The sequence below is a fragment of the Streptomyces sp. CA189 genome, assembly GCF_056428985.1.
This window is the reverse complement of the sequence record NZ_JBWJVM010000053.1, coordinates 26,816-42,909: the sequence shown is the minus strand read 5'-3', so window position 1 is coordinate 42,909 and position 16,094 is coordinate 26,816. Positions and strand designations below refer to the sequence as shown.

14 protein-coding genes and 3 tRNA genes are annotated in these 16,094 nt (G+C 72.4%); 7 read left to right on the top strand and 10 right to left on the bottom strand.

Going from position 1 to position 16,094, the window contains the following annotated elements; translation table 11 throughout:
• The first annotated feature begins 47 nt into the window (after positions 1-47).
• Positions 48-1,481, top strand: a complete 1,434-nt coding sequence (locus AC061S_RS30420; protein WP_478689095.1) for a sulfatase-like hydrolase/transferase — start codon at positions 48-50, stop codon at positions 1,479-1,481.
• 13 nt (positions 1,482-1,494) lie between these two features.
• Here AC061S_RS30420 and AC061S_RS30415 read toward each other — a convergent pair whose 3' ends face one another.
• The 6 genes from AC061S_RS30415 to purS form a co-directional block, all read right to left on the bottom strand.
• Entirely contained in the window at positions 1,495-2,322 is an 828-nt protein-coding gene (locus tag AC061S_RS30415; protein WP_478689094.1) for an META domain-containing protein, read from the bottom strand.
• A gap of 48 nt (positions 2,323-2,370) precedes the next feature.
• Positions 2,371-3,162, bottom strand: coding sequence for a maleylpyruvate isomerase family mycothiol-dependent enzyme (locus AC061S_RS30410; protein WP_478689093.1), 792 nt, complete (start codon positions 3,160-3,162; stop codon positions 2,371-2,373).
• 36 nt (positions 3,163-3,198) lie between these two features.
• Positions 3,199-3,738, bottom strand: a complete 540-nt coding sequence (locus AC061S_RS30405) for a hypothetical protein (RefSeq protein ID WP_478689092.1) — start codon at positions 3,736-3,738, stop codon at positions 3,199-3,201.
• 123 nt (positions 3,739-3,861) lie between these two features.
• Positions 3,862-6,111, bottom strand: a complete 2,250-nt coding sequence (purL, locus tag AC061S_RS30400; RefSeq protein ID WP_478689091.1) for a phosphoribosylformylglycinamidine synthase subunit PurL — start codon at positions 6,109-6,111, stop codon at positions 3,862-3,864.
• Positions 6,108-6,788 carry a phosphoribosylformylglycinamidine synthase subunit PurQ gene (gene purQ, locus AC061S_RS30395; RefSeq protein WP_478689090.1) on the bottom strand — a complete coding sequence of 227 codons (681 nt, stop codon included), beginning with the start codon at positions 6,786-6,788 and terminating at the stop codon, positions 6,108-6,110. The genes purL and purQ overlap by 4 nt, the downstream gene beginning before the upstream one ends.
• A 2-nt stretch (positions 6,789-6,790) precedes the next feature.
• Positions 6,791-7,042 (bottom strand): phosphoribosylformylglycinamidine synthase subunit PurS, encoded by a 252-nt coding sequence (purS, locus tag AC061S_RS30390; RefSeq protein WP_008740952.1) that lies wholly within the window; start codon positions 7,040-7,042, stop codon positions 6,791-6,793.
• A 356-nt stretch (positions 7,043-7,398) separates the two neighbouring features.
• Here purS and AC061S_RS30385 point away from each other — a divergent pair, with 356 nt between their 5' ends.
• The 6 genes from AC061S_RS30385 to AC061S_RS30360 all read left to right on the top strand — a co-directional run bounded on the left by AC061S_RS30385 (position 7,399) and on the right by AC061S_RS30360 (position 10,112).
• Positions 7,399-7,716, top strand: a complete 318-nt coding sequence (locus AC061S_RS30385) for a histone-like nucleoid-structuring protein Lsr2 (RefSeq protein ID WP_356511550.1) — start codon at positions 7,399-7,401, stop codon at positions 7,714-7,716.
• An 86-nt stretch (positions 7,717-7,802) separates the two neighbouring features.
• Positions 7,803-7,874, top strand: a tRNA-Gly gene (locus tag AC061S_RS30380).
• Between the two features lie 78 nt (positions 7,875-7,952).
• Positions 7,953-8,025 (top strand) — tRNA-Gly (locus AC061S_RS30375).
• Positions 8,026-8,162: 137 nt separating this feature from the next.
• Positions 8,163-9,407: a sensor histidine kinase gene (locus tag AC061S_RS30370; RefSeq protein ID WP_478689089.1), complete on the top strand. Its 1,245-nt coding sequence runs from the start codon at positions 8,163-8,165 to the stop codon at positions 9,405-9,407.
• A complete protein-coding gene (locus AC061S_RS30365) occupies positions 9,404-10,015 on the top strand; it encodes a response regulator transcription factor (RefSeq protein ID WP_266907114.1) in 612 nt (203 codons plus the stop codon). Before AC061S_RS30370 ends, AC061S_RS30365 begins: the two co-directional genes overlap by 4 nt.
• 24 nt (positions 10,016-10,039) lie before the next feature.
• Positions 10,040-10,112 (top strand) — tRNA-Gly (locus AC061S_RS30360).
• 109 nt (positions 10,113-10,221) lie between these two features.
• Here AC061S_RS30360 and AC061S_RS30355 read toward each other — a convergent pair.
• The 4 genes from AC061S_RS30355 to purD all read right to left on the bottom strand — a co-directional run bounded on the left by AC061S_RS30355 (position 10,222) and on the right by purD (position 16,081).
• Positions 10,222-11,124, bottom strand: a complete 903-nt coding sequence (locus AC061S_RS30355; RefSeq protein WP_478689088.1) for a phosphoribosylaminoimidazolesuccinocarboxamide synthase — start codon at positions 11,122-11,124, stop codon at positions 10,222-10,224.
• Between the two features lie 88 nt (positions 11,125-11,212).
• Positions 11,213-12,700 carry a N,N-dimethylformamidase beta subunit family domain-containing protein gene (locus tag AC061S_RS30350; RefSeq protein WP_478689087.1) on the bottom strand — a complete coding sequence of 496 codons (1,488 nt, stop codon included), beginning with the start codon at positions 12,698-12,700 and terminating at the stop codon, positions 11,213-11,215.
• A gap of 189 nt (positions 12,701-12,889) precedes the next feature.
• The gene (locus AC061S_RS30345; RefSeq protein ID WP_478689086.1) at positions 12,890-14,518 is read right to left on the bottom strand and encodes a hypothetical protein; all 1,629 of its coding nucleotides are present in this window, start codon (positions 14,516-14,518) and stop codon (positions 12,890-12,892) included.
• 309 nt (positions 14,519-14,827) lie between these two features.
• Positions 14,828-16,081 carry a phosphoribosylamine--glycine ligase gene (gene purD / locus AC061S_RS30340; protein WP_478689085.1) on the bottom strand — a complete coding sequence of 418 codons (1,254 nt, stop codon included), beginning with the start codon at positions 16,079-16,081 and terminating at the stop codon, positions 14,828-14,830.
• Positions 16,082-16,094: the final 13 nt, after the last annotated feature.

The following is a 16,094-nucleotide window of genomic DNA, read 5'->3' as shown; positions in this document are numbered from 1 at the left end:
AGCCGGCCCGGGACCGGAGGGCCGGCGGGCCGTGCTCTGGAGCACCCGTGACCTCGTACGAACCCAACCTGTCCCGGCGCGCCTTCGGCGGCGCGGTCGGCGTGACCGCAGCCGCCGCGGCGGTGGGGCTGGGCGTCGCCGCCCCGGCCCAGGCGGCACCGGCCGAAGCCCAGCACGCGGGCCCGCAGGAGCGGGAGTTCCGTGCCGAGCGGGGGCGCCGCTCCCGCCGCCCGAACATCCTGTTCATCCTCGGGGACGACCTCGGCTGGGCCGACCTGTCCTCCTACGGCTCCCCGCACATCAAGACCCCGAACCTGGACCGGCTCGCCCGCCAGGGCGTCCGCTTCACCGATGCCTATGCGGGCTCCGCGACCTGCTCCCCGACCCGCTTCAGCCTGTACACCGGCCGCTACCCGGGCCGCGCCAAGGGCGGGCTGGCCGAGCCCATCGCCGACAAGTCGGCGGGCCTGGAGCCGACCCACCCGACGCTGGCCTCGCTGCTGCGCGGCTCCGGCTACGCGACTGCGCTGATAGGCAAGTGGCACTGCGGATCCCTGCCCGACTACAGCCCGACCAAGTCGGGCTGGGACGAGTTCTTCGGCAACTTCGGCGGGGCCCTGGAGTACTACTCGAAGCTGACCGGCGACGGCTCGTACGACCTCTACGAGGGCGACGCCGAGTACAAGGACCTGCGCTACTACACGCGGATCCTGACCGAGCGGGCGAGCGAGTACGTCTCCCGCGACCACGGTGACAAGCCGTGGCTGCTGAACCTCAACTTCACCACCCCGCACTGGCCGTGGATCGCCGACGGGGACACCGAGGCGAGCGCCGAGGTCACCCGCCGGATCAAGGCCGGCGACCGGCGGGCCCTGTGGCACGAGGACGGCGGGTCCGTCGAGAAGTACAAGCAGATGGTGGAGGACCTCGACCGCTCGATCGGCGAGGTGCTGAAGGCGCTGAAGCGCTCCGGCCAGGAGGAGGACACCCTGGTCTTCTTCTCCAGCGACAACGGCGGCGAGCGCTTCTCCCACAACTGGCCGCTCGCCGGCAACAAGTCGTCCCTCCAGGAGGGCGGCATCCGCGTCCCGAACATCGCGCGCTGGCCGGCCCGGCTCGACGGCGGCCAGGTCAGCCACGTGCCGGTCTTCACCCCGGACTGGACGGCCACCCTGCTCGAACTGGCGGGCGCCCGCGCGAACCCGGCGTACCCGCTGGACGGGGTCAGCCTGGCCGGGTACCTGCTGCGCGGCGAGAAGGTGGCCGAGCGGAACCTGTTCTGGCGGGTGCGCGGGGAGCGGGCGCTGCGCCGCGGCGACTGGAAGTACTACCGCGGCAAGGCGGGCCGCGACCAGCTCTTCAACCTGGCCGGGGACATCCGCGAGCAGGCCGACAAGGCTGCGCTGGAGCCCGCCCGGCTGGCCGAACTGCGGGCGGCCTGGGAGAAGACGGACGCGGGGCTGCTGCCGTACCCGGGCTGATCGGCCACCGGGGTCACTCGACGGCCGAGGCCGCCTTCGCCGTGATGCCGGTGCCAGAACCGGCCGCGGTGAGGGTGAGGGCGTCGCCCTGGATCCTCCAGTCGAGCGGGCCGCCGCCGAACAGCTCGGTGAGCGCCCGCTCGACCTCTCCGGGTCCGCCCTCGCAGGCCATCCGGGTACTGGTCAGGGGGCCGAAGGTGAGCTTGTTCCCCTCGACGACGGCCTTCGCGCTGAACCGGTTGCAGCCGAGGTTGCCGCTCGCCGTGCCGTCCGCGGCCAGGCTGAAGCGGGCCCGGCCCTCGGCGCCTGCCGGGACCGAGGAGGCGGTCTCCCCCTTGGTCAGGGAGTCGACGGTCCACTGCGTGGCCACGAGCGGGGCGTCGGGGGCCGGGGGCTTCGAGCTCAGGGCGATCGCGTTCCCGTCGGAGGTCTTCAACGTGATCTTGCCCTGGCCCTGTTCCACGGTCAGCGGACCCCGGAACAGCCTGGCGAAGGCCGTCTCGAACGGCAGGTCCGCGCAAGCCATGTCCGTGTGGGCGCCGGGCGTCACCGTCATGGTCGCCGCCGAGTCGAAGACCACGGCGGCGGTGAAGCCGTTGCAGCCGTAGTTGCCGTTGGCCTCGGCCTCGTAGCCCTTGCCGCGTTCCACGGACAACCGGGCGGCGGCGGGGCCCCGCAGCGTCTTGCCGTCGACGGTCAGGCTCTCGACCGACCAGGATCCGGAGAACCCGCGGGCGGGGTGCGTCCCCGGCGCCGCGCCGTCGTCACCGCAGGCGGTGGCGGTGGCGGACAGCGCGAGCACGGCGACCAGGGCGGCGGGGAGGAGCGGCAGCGTACGCATGCCGGTGTGACGCGGCCCGCGCCCCGGCGGTTCCACGGCTTCGCCCGGTCAGCTCATCAGGGGCAGCAGCGCGGAGAGGTCGGCGCGCTCGCCGCTGGCCCGGACCTGGGCCCCGTCCAGCGCTTCGGCCCAGCCCGTACGGCCGGTGGCGAGCCGGATCCAGGTCAGCGGGTCGGTCTCCACGACGTTCGGCGGGGTGCCGCGGGTGTGCCGGGGCCCCTCGACGCACTGCACCACCGCGAACGGCGGGACGCGGAACTCCACCGCCCCGCCCGGGGCCTTGAGCGCGAGGGCGTCGGCGAGCAGCCGGGTGCAGGCCGCCAGGGCCTGGCGGTCCACGGGGATGTCCAGTCCGGTGGCGCGGCGCAGGTCGTCGGTGTGCACGACGAGCTCGACGGTACGGGTGACCAGGAAGTCGGCCAGGGTCATGGCCCCGATCCACAGGTCCAGGACGCGGCCGCCGGGGTTCGCGTCGAGCGCCTCGGCCAGCCGGGCGCCGGCCTGGTCGTAGAGCTCGGCGAGCGGGGCGCCCTCCAGGGTCTCCTTGGCGGCCTCGGCGATCTTCCCGGCGAGCGAGGCCGTCGCGAAGGGCCATTCGGCGGCGGACAGTTCGGCGACGGCGGCGGGCGGCCGGGCGAGGCCGCCGGCCAGCGAGTCGGCGATCCACGCGATGTGCGCGGCCAGCTCGGCGACGGACCAGCCCCCGACCCCGCTGGGCCGGGCGAGCTGCTCCGCATCCAACTCCCGTACGGCGTCCCGGACGTGGTGGAACTGCGCGAGGACGGCCGTGCGGGTGCGGGCCTGGTCGTAGGTGCGCGGCTTCTTCTTGGCGGGCGGCATGAGGCCGACCCTACGCCGCCCGGGATCCGGCCGCCGTCAGACCCTCGGGGCCGCCGGCAGGGTGGTCTCGCAGCCCGCCTTCGCCGCCGCGCGCAGGGCCGCCCCGCGGGCCAGCCCCGACAGGAAGCCGGGCCTGCCGCGACCCGGGGAGTCGCCCTCGGTGGCGGCGGTCGCCCGCAGGGCGGTCACTCCGCCGGACCTGGCGGGGTCGGCGCACCGTGCGATCGCCACGACGCTGCGGGCGTCGTGGTCGAACCGGCTCCCGCCCGGTTCGGCGTCCTTGGAGGCCTCCACCTTGAGGGAGGCGAACTCCTCCATCTGCTCCTGGCCCTCGAACGTCACCGCACGCAGCAGCACGCACGCCTGGTCCGCCGAGGCGCCCGCCTCCACCCTGGGCATGCCGAACCCCATCGCCGCATCCGGATCGACCAGTCCTTGACAGTTCTCGATGATCTCCGCCCGGCTCTGCGCACGGTCCCCGGAGTTGTCGTAAAGGAACCAGCCGCCCACCCCCACGGCGGCCACGACCACCGGTATCCCGGCCCCGAGCAGCCATCGGCCCCAACTCTGCTCCATCTGGGCCCCCTTCCCCCGCCGGCCCCGCCACCGCCGTCGGCGCGGGCTCCTTGCCGGAACGGACGAGCCCCCGCCCGGAAATGGTTCCGGACGGGGGCTGCTCGGTTCCTGAGGAACGGCTGCTCAGGCGAGCAGCGCCGGGATCGTCCCCTCGTGGGCGGTACGGAGCTCCGCCAGCGGGAGGGTGAACTCGCCCTGGATCTCGATCTCCTCGCCGTCGACCACACCGATCCGGGCCGCCGGAAGGCCCCGCGCGCCGCACATGTCGGTGAAGCGGAGCTCCTCGCTGCGCGGGACGGCCACGATGGCCCGGCCCGCGGACTCGGAGAACAGGAAGGTGAAGGCGTCCAGCGCCTCCGGCACCACGATCCGCGCACCGTTGCCGCCGCGCAGGCAGGACTCGGTGAGCGCCTGGATCACGCCGCCGTCGGACAGGTCGTGCGCGGCGTCGATCATGCCGTCGCGCGAGGCCGAGATGAGGATCTCCGCGAGGAGCTTCTCGCGGCCCAGGTCCACCTTGGGCGGCAGACCGCCGAGGTGCTGGTGGACCACCTCGGACCAGGCCGAGCCGCCGAACTCCCCGGCGGTGTCGCCGAGCAGGTACAGGAGCTGGCCGGCCTCCGCGAACGCCATCGGCGTACGGCGGTTGACGTCGTCGATCACGCCGAGGACCGCCACGACCGGGGTCGGGTGGATCGCGATGTCGCCCGTCTGGTTGTAGAGGGAGACGTTGCCGCCGGTCACCGGGGTGCCCAGTTCCAGACAGCCGTCCGCGAGACCGCGGGTGGCCTCGGCGAACTGCCACATGACGTCCGGGTCCTCGGGGGAGCCGAAGTTCAGGCAGTTCGAGATCGCGATCGGCTTGGCGCCGGTCGCGGCCACGTTGCGGTACGACTCCGCCAGCGCGAGCTGCGCGCCCGCGTACGGGTCGAGCTTGGCGAAGCGGCCGTTGCCGTCCGTGGACATGGCGACGCCGAGGTTGGTCTCCTCGTCGATGCGGACCATGCCCGCGTCCTCGGGCTGCGAGAGCACCGTGTTGCCCTGCACGAAGCGGTCGTACTGGTCGGTGACCCAGGACTTGGAGGCCTGGTTCGGGGAGGAGACCAGGGCCAGGACCTGCGCGCGGAGCTCCTCGGAGGTCTGCGGCCGCGGCAGCTCGCCCGCGTCGTCCGCCTGGAGGGCGTCCTGCCAGGAGGGGCGCGCGTACGGGCGGTTGTAGACGGGGCCCTCGTGGGCGACGGTGCCCGGGGGCACGTCCACGATGAGCTCGCCGTGCCAGAAGATCTCCAGGCGCTCGCCCTCGGTCACCTCACCGATGACGGTGGCGATGACGTCCCACTTCTCGCAGATCTCCATGAAGCGGTCCACGTGCTGCGGTTCCACGATCGCGCACATGCGCTCCTGCGACTCGCTCATGAGGATTTCCTCGGGCGAGAGCGTCGCGTCGCGCAGCGGCACGGTGTCCAGCTCGACGCGCATGCCGCCGCTGCCGGCGGAGGCCAGTTCGCTCGTGGCGCAGGAGAGCCCGGCGCCGCCGAGGTCCTGGATGCCCGCGACCAGCTTCTCCTTGAAGATCTCCAGGGTGCACTCGATGAGGAGCTTCTCCTGGAAGGGGTCGCCGACCTGGACCGCCGGACGCTTGGTCGGCTTGGTGTCGTCGAAGGTCTCCGAGGCGAGGACGGAGACGCCGCCGATGCCGTCGCCGCCCGTGCGGGCGCCGTAGAGGATGACCTTGTTGCCCGGGCCGGAGGCCTGGGCGAGGTGGATGTCCTCGTGCTTCATGACGCCGATGCAGCCGGCGTTCACGAGCGGGTTGCCCTGGTAGCAGGCGTCGAAGACGACCTCGCCGCCGATGTTGGCCAGGCCCAGGCAGTTGCCGTAGCCGCCGATGCCCGCGACGACGCCCGGCAGGACGCGCTTGGTGTCGGGGTGGTCGGCCGCGCCGAAGCGCAGCGGGTCCACGACCGCGACCGGGCGGGCGCCCATCGCGAGGATGTCGCGGACGATGCCGCCGATGCCGGTGGCCGCGCCCTGGTAGGGCTCGATGTAGCTCGGGTGGTTGTGCGACTCGACCTTGAAGGTGACCGCGTAGCCCTGGCCGACGTCGACGACCCCGGCGTTCTCGCCGATCCCGACGAGCATCACGTCGTTCTGCGGGACCTTCTCGCCGAACTGCTTCAGGTGGACCTTGCTGCTCTTGTACGAGCAGTGCTCGGACCACATGACGGAGTACATGGCGAGCTCGGCGCCGGTGGGACGGCGGTCGAGGATCTCGCGGATCCGGGCGTACTCGTCCTCCTTGAGACCGAGTTCCTTCCAGGGCTGGGAGGTGTCCGGGGTCTCGGTGGCGTTCTTGACGGTGTCGAGGCTCATGCGCTGACCAGCTTCTTCAGGACCGAGGTGAAGAACGGGAGGCCGTCGGTGCGGCCCGTCCCGATCAGCGGCTCGACCGCGTGCTCGGGGTGCGGCATGAGGCCGACGATGTTGCCCGCGGCGTTGGTGATGCCGGCGATGTCGCGCAGCGAGCCGTTGGGGTTGACGTCCACGTAGCGGAAGGCCACTCGGCCTTCGGCCTCCAGTTCGTCCAGCACCCGCTCGTCGGCCACGTAGCGGCCGTCCATGTTCTTGAGCGGTACGGAGATCTCCTCGCCGGCGGTGTAGTCGCCGGTCCAGGCGGTCGCCGCGTTCTCCACCCGCAGCTTCTGGTCGCGGCAGACGAAGTGCAGGTGGTTGTTGCGGAGCATCGCCCCCGGCAGCAGGTGGGCCTCGGTGAGGATCTGGAAGCCGTTGCAGATGCCGAGGACGGGCATGCCGGCCTTGGCCTGCTCGATGATGCTCTCCATCACCGGCGAGAAGCGGGAGATGGCTCCGGCGCGCAGGTAGTCCCCGTAGGAGAAGCCGCCCGCGAGGACGACCGCGTCGACCTGGTGGAGGTCCTTGTCGCGGTGCCAGAGCGATACGGGCTCGGCTCCCGCGAGGCGCACGGCGCGCAGCGAGTCACGGTCGTCGAGCGTTCCGGGGAACGTGACGACTCCGATGCGAGTGGTCACCGTCAGGCCTCGACCTTCACGGTGAAGTCTTCGATGACGGTGTTGGCGAGGAAGGTTTCGGCCATCTTGTGGATGCGGTCGAGGGCGGCCTGGTCGACCGGTCCCTCCACCTCCAGTTCGAAACGCTTCCCCTGGCGGACGTCGGCGATCCCTTCGAAGCCCAGGCGCGGCAGTGCACGCTGCACCGCCTGGCCCTGGGGGTCGAGGATCTCCGGCTTGAGCATGACGTCGACTACGACGCGTGCCACTGGCACTCCCGATGAGGTGGTTGGTGCGAAGGCGGTTCCCTCAGCGTACCTGTAGGAAATTTCTACGCGGGTAGATTTCGCTCTTGTACGATCCTCCACGCCGTTTCCACTTCACCAACGCTTCGCAAAATCCGCCGGAAAACCACGCGTCCGGCATTGCGGCGGGACACGCGGAGATAATTAACTGGGCTTCGCAATGCAATGAGAATCGGGGTACAAAGGATTCCTCCGTCGCACCGGCATTTTTCGGTGGACGGCGACGCCAGAAAGATGCATTCTTCCGAAACATCCACACAGGCGACATCACCGCTCCGTCCACGCACGTCAGCGGGGAGCGGCGTCGCACGAAGGGACCGATATCCGTGGCGCAGCGCGTAGTAGTCACGATCTCCGACGACATCGATGGCGGAGATGCATCGGAAACGGTCGTCTTCGGGCTGGACGGTAAGTCGTACGAGATCGACCTCAATGTGGCCAACGCAAAGAAACTGCGGAAGAGCCTCGCCCCCTTCGTGGCCGCCGGCCGCCGGCAGGCCCGCTCCGGGAAGACCTTCAAGCACACCGCCATCGCCCCCGACCCGGCGGTCGTCCGGGCCTGGGCCCGCTCCAACCAGCTCGACGTCCCGCCGCGCGGACGGATCCCCAAGAAGGTGTACGAGGAGTACAACGCCGCTCACTGAGAGCCGATTTGCCATCCACCCCTACCGGTCCGCTAGTGTGTGGATCACGCCAAGGGGCGAGGCCGCAGGCCGGACTCCGAAGTCGTGCGGGTGTAGTTCAGTAGCAGAACATCCCCCTTCCAGGGGGAAGGCGCAGTGTGCGATCCCTGTCACCCGCTCTGCTCGCTTTACCGACCACGGTTGTGGATCAGGTAGAGTGATGCACGCATCGCACGGCAGTTTGTCGTGGGAAGCATGCGGACGTAGCTCAGTTGGTAGAGCACCACCTTGCCAAGGTGGATGTCGCGCGTTCGAGTCGCGTCGTCCGCTCAGCGTATGAAGGCCCCGGTCATTGACCGGGGCCTTTGTCGTATCCCCGGACCCGGGTTATCCGGGATCGAAGTGAGCTCCGAGATCCATGACAGGTGTCATGGCCTCTCCCGCCCGGAGCCCGCGAGACTGGGGCCATGAAACTCAGCGGGTGGTGGAAGAACCGCAGCAGCGCGGGGAAGGTCGAGCTGTACACGCGCTGGTCGTTCCACCTCTTCGTGGTCCTCGAGATCGCATCGGTCGGACTGGCCGTGCTGGGCTCGATGGACGGAAAGGCCTCCGCGGTGGTCGCGGTCGCGCTCTTCCTGACGGTGTGCGCGCACTCCGTGCTCGTCGGCTTCCTCTCCTCCCGGTCGCTCGACTGGATCCTGGGCCTGCGCGAGCGCCCGGTGCGGCTCGCGGCCGCCGTCACCGCCCTGACCGCCGCCGCCTGCCTGGGCGTCCTCGGCGTGGGCGCGGCCGGCCTCACCAGCGATCCGGTGATGACCCCGACCGTCATCGCCGGCATGACCTGCTTCACCACCGGCACGCTCGTCCTGTGTCTGCCCAAGGTCCGGCAGATGCGCTACGTGCCCCCGGCCGCGGCCGCCTTCGTCGGTCTGGCGTCCCTCGCCTTCGGCGTCTCGGCCGGCGAGTCCGCGGGGGTGGCCGTCGGGGTGCTGCTGACCAGCGCCTTCCTCTGCGCGGCCTGCGGGTTCTCCGGCTGGCTGCTCGGCGCCGTGTACGAGCTGGACCGGGCCCGCGAGGTCCAGGCACAGCTCGCGGTGGCCGAGGAGCGGCTGCGGTTCGGCCGGGACCTGCACGATGTGATGGGCCGCAACCTCGCGGTGATCGCCCTCAAGAGCGAGCTGGCCGTGCAGCTCGCCCGGCGCGAACGCCCCGAAGCCGTCGACCAGATGATCGAGGTGCAGCGGATCGCCCGGGAGTCCCAGAAGGAGGTCCGCGACGTGGTCCGCGGCTACCGGGAGGCGAACCTCGCGGTGGAGCTGGAGGGTGCGCGCGGGGTGCTGCACGCGGCCGGGATGGACTGCCTGGTCGAGTACGAACAGGGCCGCGAGCTGCCCGCCGAGGCCCAGTCGGCGCTCGGCTGGGTGGTGCGCGAGGCGACGACGAACATCTTGCGGCACGGCGACGCCCGCAGTTGCGTGATCCGGCTGACCGCGGGCCCCTCGGGCGCGCTCACGCTGGTGGTGGAGAACGACGGGGCCCCCAAGGCCCCGGCCGGGCCGCCGGGCTCGGGGCTCGCGGGCCTGCGGGAGCGGCTCGCGGTGCTGGACGGCACGCTGGAGGCCGGCCCGGTGGACGGCGGCCGGTTCCGGCTGCGGGCGCGGATCCCCGGCCCGGCGGCCGGGCCGATCCGAGAAATGGAGGCGCGGGCATGAGCCCCGTACGCGTACTGCTGGCCGATGACGAGCACCTGATCCGGGGCGCGCTCGCCGCGCTGCTGGGACTGGAGGACGATCTGCTGGTCGTCGCCGAGGCCGCCTCGGGGCCGGAGGCGCTCGCCATGGCGCGGGCCCACCGGCCGGACGTGGCGGTGCTGGACCTGCAGATGCCGGGGGCCGACGGTGTGAGCGTGGCCACGTCGCTGCGGGCCGAACTCCCCGACTGCAAGACCATGATCGTGACCAGCCACGGCCGGCCCGGGCACCTGAAGCGGGCCCTCGCCGCGGGCGTACGGGCCTTCGCGCCGAAGACCGTCTCGGCGCAGCGGCTGGCCGAGCTGATCCGGACCGTGCACGCCGGAGGCCGCTACGTGGACCCGGAGTTGGCGGCCGACGCGATCAGCGCGGGCGACTCCCCGCTGACCGCCCGCGAGGCCGAGGTGCTGGAACTGGCGGGGGACGGGGCGCCGATCGCGGAGATCGCGGAGCGGGCCTCGCTCTCCCCGGGGACGGTACGGAACTACCTGTCCTCGGCGGCGACGAAGCTGGGTGCCGAGAACCGGCACACGGCGGTGCGTCTCGCACGGGCCCGGGGTTGGGTATAGTAGTTCTCGCGCTAAGGCGCACCTGCGGACATAGCTCAGTTGGTAGAGCACCACCTTGCCAAGGTGGATGTCGCGCGTTCGAGTCGCGTTGTCCGCTCAGCAGTGAAGAAGCCCCGGTCCTCGGACCGGGGCTTCTTTCATGTCCTGGGCCGGTTCCGGCCCGGCTCCGGGGCCCCGTTTCCGGGGCCCCTTCGCCGCTCGTGGCCTCAGGCCCAGGTCTGGCCGGTGAGTCGCTCGTAGGCCTCCACGTACCGGGAGCGGGTCTGCTCCACGACCTCCTGCGGGAGGGCCGGCGGCGGGAGTTCGCCCTTGGAGTCCCAGCCGGAGGCCGGGGAGGACAGCCAGTCGCGGACGTACTGCTTGTCGAAGGACGGCTGGCTGTGGCCCGGCTCCCACAGGTCGGCCGGCCAGAAGCGGGAGGAGTCCGGGGTCAGCACCTCGTCGGCGGCGACCAGGTTGCCGTCCTTGTCGAAGCCGAACTCGAACTTGGTGTCCGCCAGGATGATCCCGCGGTCGCGGGCGATGTCCCGGGCCCGGCCGTAGACGGCAAGGGTGGTCTGGCGCAGCAGGGCGGCCGTCTCGGCGCCCTGGGTGCGCGCGACCTCCTCGTAGGAGACGTTCTCGTCGTGCTCGCCGACCTCGGCCTTGGCGGCCGGTGTGAAGATCGGGCCAGGCAGCTCGGAGCCGTCGACCAGGCCCTCGGGCAGGCCCAGTCCGCAGACCGTACGGGTCTTCTCGTACTCGGCGAGGCCCGAGCCGGTCAGGTAGCCGCGGGCCACGCACTCGACGGGGACCATGGCGAGGTTCCGGCAGACCAGGGCGCGGCCGGCCCAGTCGGCGGGGGCGCCGGCGGGCAGCTCGGCGCTGATGACGTGGTTCGGGACGAGGTCCGCGAGCTGGTCGAACCACCACAGGGAGAGCTGGGTCAGGATCCGGCCCTTGTCCGGGATCTCGGTGGGCAGCACCCAGTCGGCGGCGGAGATGCGGTCGCTGGCGACCATGACGAGATGGCCGTCCTCGTCGCGGTAGAGGTCGCGGACCTTGCCGGTGTGGAGGTGGACGAGGCCGGGCACCTGGACCGGCTCGGGCTTTTCGACGAATCCGGGCACGGAGTCTCCCTGTGGTTCTGTACGAGCGCGCGGCCCATTCTCCCGCACCTGCCCACGGGCGCGGACAACGGGTCCGCGGGTCCCCCGGTCAGTCCCTCTTGCAGATCCGGTCGAGGAGGTTGGCGGTGGCCCGCTGGACCCGCTCGTCCACGTGCCCGGGGCGGTCCAGGGCCGGTGACCAGGCGAAGGTTCCGGACGCGAAGACGAGCGCGCCGCTGGGGGCCCGGTAGAGGGAGGTCTCCTGGTGGCGGCGGTGGCCCTCGCCGTCCTCGTACGGGGAGTGCGCGAGCAGGATCCGGCTCTGGTGCTCGGGGAGCTGCGTGCGCGGGAAGTACCGGTCGGCCTCGCCCGCGACCAGGCCGGGCAGTTCGTCGTTCTCGACGGCTCCCGTGGAGTCCCAGAGCCAGTGCGTGGCATTGCGCACGATGAGGGGCGCGGGCTCGGGAACCCGACCCGCGTACTGGATGCCGAGCAGTTGCTGCTCCGGGCGGTCCACCTCGCGCCAGAGGCTGGGGCGGCCGGGGCCGCGGCGTTTTCGGCAGGTGAGGAGCCGGTCGTCGACCCCGGAGGGCGAGGGGGAGAGCTCGACCTGCCAGTACATGGTGTTGGCGGAGAGGAAGACGAGCGAGGTGCCGTGGTCGCGGGCGCGCTCGACGGTGCGGCGCATGGGCCCGGACCAGTACTCGTCGTGGCCGGGGAAGACCAGGCCGCGGTAGCGGGTGGGGTCGATGCGGCCGGCGTGCAGGTCGCGGGCGTCGGCGTAGGCGAGGTCGTAGCCGTAGCGCTCGGCCCAGCGGATGAAGTCGTAGGCGTGGCCCACGTGCAGGGGCAGGCCCGCGCCGGCGTAGGGGCGGTCGAAGGAGACGGTGATGGCTGCGTCGCGCTCGCCGAGCAGCCGGCCCTCCTCGTCCCAGGCGTGGTAGAGGCTCGCGCCCGTTCTGCCGTCCTCCGGGTAGAGGTTGTAGGCCTGCCAGGTGATGTCGGGGAGCAGGAGCAGCAGATCGGCCGGGTGGTCGTCGCGCACCGTGAAGGGGATGTGCGAGCGGTACCCGTCGGCGGTCGTGAGGACGGCCACGTAGGCGCCGATGCTCCAGTACGAGGGGACCTGGAGCCGCCAGGAGAGCCACCAGTGGTGGCAGGAGACCGTGCGGTCGGCGGTCAGGGGCGCGGGCTGGACGATGCCGGAGAGCCGGGGGCTGGTGGTGATCTTGGAGGCGCCGTCGCCGCCGTAGTGCCCGATGCGGTAGACGTCCACGGAGAACTGCTGGGGCGGATCCACGGTGATGTGGAAGTCGATGGCCTCACCGGGCGCGACGGCTCCGGTGGAGGTGAACCCCTTGATCTGCCGGTGCACGTCGTCGGCGGTGCGGGGGCCGCCGGCGCCACGGGCGCGGGGGATCTGCTGGCCGGGCCCGGCGGCGACGGCCGGGTCCACGTACCAGGGCACGACCTGGCCGTTGTCGTCGTAGTAGAGCTCGCTCCCCCGGAACCACGGCAGGGGGCCCTGGCCGAAGGGATCGGTCACCGCGTGCGCGAGCGCACCTGACTCCCAACGCCGGATCTGCTCCGCACCCATACCGCTCCCCTCCCTCGCTCCCCCGAATGCCGCGACCGATCCCCAGCACATCACATAACGCACGCACTCCGTCACCGTTCGTCGCGAAAAGTTCAACGGGGATCCCGCGTGCGCCCGGTCCTGGGGCGTGGGGGCCCGAGGGGCCGGAGGGCCGGGCGCCCGGGGCCCGGGGGCCCTGGAGCCGACGGCCTAGACCAGGCGGACCGGCTTCTCGGGGCGTACGCCGACCTCCGCGAGCCAGTCCCGGAGCGGGCCGGGGTCCCGGTCCTCCACGAGCGACAGCACCGGTCCGGCGAGATCGGCCCGCCGGACCCCGGCGACCAGCAGGACCGGCCCGTCCAGCCAGTCCAGCCCGGGCTCGCCCCCGGCGGAGTCGACGGCGGCGCAGCACACCAGCGCCACGACGTGGTCCGCCAGCAGGTCCCGGCCGCTGCGCGGAGCCTCCAGTGGGAACAGCGGCAGCGCGTCGGCTCCGCGGCCCGAGGCGGCGGCCGCCGCCGCCACGGGCAGGGCCTCCCGCGCCAGGTCACCGCTCAGCCGGCCCGCCAGGGCGTCGGCGTCGGCGTCCGCGAGGTGGCTCAGCACCCGCTCCACGGTGGAAGCGGCGGGCACCGACGAAGACGACAGGCCGTCCAGTGCGGCCAGCAGGCGGGCCGCCTCCGTGCGCCACTTGCGGTCGACGACCTCCTCCGGATAGGCCGCCCAGTCCACCGGCGACCAGTCCGGTCCGGCCTCGGCCGGACCGCCGTGGAACAGCCGGGCCGCCAGCAGCGAGGCGGCCTCGTCCACCGCACCCGGCTGGTCCAGCAGATCGCACGCCGGGCGCTCGCCCAGCCGTGAGGTGAACCCGTCGGCCAGCCGGTCGCGCCGGGACAGCTCGGTCAGTGCGGAGACGACCCCCGCGTCCAGGTGGGCGGGCCAGCGGCCCATCCGCCAGGCGGGCAGGGCGACCCGGGTCAGCAGCCGGTCCCAGCCGGCGTACGCCAGCCCGACCTGCTCCTGGGCGACGATGCGCAGCGCGTAGTCCACACCCTGTGCACGGTCCGAGGCGGCGGCGGCGACCCCGCGCTCCATCTCGGCGGCGTCCACCCGGCACAGCCGCAGCAGCAGCCGGGCGGGGGCGGCGATCCAGCCGAGGAAGCGCCGGCCGCCCACGTCCACGGCGGCGTCGAGGCCCCGTACGAATCCGCGCGCATCGGCTATGTCCGGGTGCGCGGACGGGCCCGTACCCGCGACCACGGGTGCGAGGACGGCCCGGAGCTCCGCGACCCTCATCCACCACAGGAACGGCGAGCCGATGACCAGCACCGGGGCGGCGCCGGGCTCGGACTCCGGGCCGCCGGCTCCGGCGGCCCCACCGTCCCCACCTGATATCAGCGTGCGGCCGCGGGCACGGCGGTGCGCCGCGTGCGTCCGGTCCTCCAGCCAACTGTCGCAGTCGGGGGTCAGGGCTATGGCGGAGGGCGCCGGGACGTCCATCCGGTCCGCCAGGTCCCGCACGAGCCGGTAGAGATCGGGGGCGGCGGCCTCCGACAGCGGCACGGTCGGGGTCATGGCGGGGCTCGCCCGCAGCACGACGGCGGCGAAGATCCCGCCGACGAGCAGGACGAACGCGGCGACGGCGCACACGGCGAGGGTCACGGCCGGCCAGGGGTCACCGGCGAGCCGGCCCGTCGAGCGGGCGCTCACCAGCACCACGGCGAGGGCGGCGGGCAGCAGCCCGACGGCCAGTGCCCTGCTGCGCACACGCAGCACGGCCAAGGCACGGGAACGCGCGGACGGCGTACCCACTTCAGCGATCGAACCGGTTCCGGACACGGCCGGACCTCACCCCCTCTGCCATGCGGCGGCGTTGCTCACTCCCCCACTGTGACACCAGCCACTGACATCGCAATGCCGGTGGGCCATGTGCCGGAATGAGTGCCGGAATGCTTGCGCCGCACCATAGTTGGGGCGAGGGCGGCCGTCAGGCAGACCGGGTGACGATCACCCGATGGAATGGCTTTGGGTAAAGGTGGGTGCGTTCGAACGCGGCTGGATGCACTCGCACGCGAGCATGCGCGCGGGCCCGGCCGCACCGAGTGCGCACCGGGCCCGCGTCCGTGAAATCCCCTTGAACGCCGCCTGTCAGCGGGATTCCGCGGCCTTCGCCGCGATGTCCGTGCGGTACTGCGAGCCGTCGAGCCCGATCCGCGCGACCGCCTTATACGCCCTGTCCCGGGCCTCCGCCAGATCGGAACCGGTCGCCGTCACCGACAGCACGCGGCCGCCCGCGCTGACGACCGCGTCGCCCTCGCTGCGCGTCCCGGCGTGCAGGACGTACGCGTGCGGGGCGTCCAGCTCGGCCACCTCGGCCAGGCCCGTGATGGGGTCCCCAGTGCGCGGGGTCTCCGGGTAGTTGTGGGAGGCGATGACCACGGTGACGGCCGCGTCCTCGCGCCAGCTGAGCGGGGGCAGGGCGTCCAGGGTGCCGTTGGCGGAGCTCAGCAGCACGCTCGCGAGCGGGGTGCGCAGCCGGGCCAGGACCACCTGGGTCTCGGGGTCGCCGAAGCGGGCGTTGAACTCGATGACACGGGTCCCGCGCGAGGTGATCGCGAGGCCCGCGTAGAGCAGCCCGGAGAAGGGGGTGCCGCGGTGGCGCAGCTCGTCCACGGTCGGCTGCAGGACGGAGGCCATGACCTCGCCGACGAGCTTCGGGTCGGCCCAGGGGAGCGGGGAGTACGCGCCCATGCCGCCGGTGTTGGGGCCCGCGTCGCCGTCGAGCGCGCGCTTGAAGTCCTGCGCGGGCTGGAGCGGCAGCACGGTGACGCCGTCGGTGATGGCGAAGAGGGAGACCTCGGGGCCGTCGAGGAACTCCTCGATGACCACGCGGTCGCAGCCCAGCGCGTGGGCGCGGGCGGCGGCCCGGTCGTCCGTGACCACGACCCCCTTGCCGGCGGCGAGGCCGTCGTCCTTGACCACGTACGGGGCGCCGAAGGCGTCGAGGGCCTCGTCCACCTCTTCCGGGGTGGTGCACACGTAGCTGCGCGCCGTCGGGACTCCGGCGGCGGCCATCACGTCCTTGGCGAAGGCCTTGGAACCCTCCAGCTGCGCGGCTTCGCCGGACGGGCCGAAGACGGGGATGCCCACCGCGCGCACGGAGTCGGCGACCCCGGCGACGAGCGGGGCCTCCGGGCCGACGACGACCAGGTCGGCGCGGAGCTCGGTGGCGAGGCGGGCGACGGCTTCGCCGTCGAGCGGGTCGACGGGGCGGAGCTCCGCCACCTCGGCGATGCCGGCATTGCCGGGAGCGCAGTACAGCGCGTTGACGTCGGGATCGAGGGACAGAGAGCGGCACAGGGCATGTTCGCGGGCGCCGCCGCCGATGACGAGGACCTTCACGCGATGAAGACTA

Excerpts from the sequence above, each read along its gene's own strand:
- AC061S_RS30415 (WP_478689094.1), bottom strand. The coding sequence starts at position 2,322 with ATGCGTACGCTGCCGCTCCTCCCCGCCGCCCTGGTCGCCGTGCTCGCG.
- AC061S_RS30410 (WP_478689093.1), bottom strand. The coding sequence starts at position 3,162 with ATGCCGCCCGCCAAGAAGAAGCCGCGCACCTACGACCAGGCCCGCACC.
- AC061S_RS30405 (WP_478689092.1), bottom strand. The coding sequence starts at position 3,738 with ATGGAGCAGAGTTGGGGCCGATGGCTGCTCGGGGCCGGGATACCGGTG.
- purL (WP_478689091.1), bottom strand. The coding sequence starts at position 6,111 with ATGAGCCTCGACACCGTCAAGAACGCCACCGAGACCCCGGACACCTCC.
- AC061S_RS30370 (WP_478689089.1), top strand. The coding sequence starts at position 8,163 with ATGAAACTCAGCGGGTGGTGGAAGAACCGCAGCAGCGCGGGGAAGGTC.
- AC061S_RS30365 (WP_266907114.1), top strand. The coding sequence starts at position 9,404 with ATGAGCCCCGTACGCGTACTGCTGGCCGATGACGAGCACCTGATCCGG.
- AC061S_RS30350 (WP_478689087.1), bottom strand. The coding sequence starts at position 12,700 with ATGGGTGCGGAGCAGATCCGGCGTTGGGAGTCAGGTGCGCTCGCGCAC.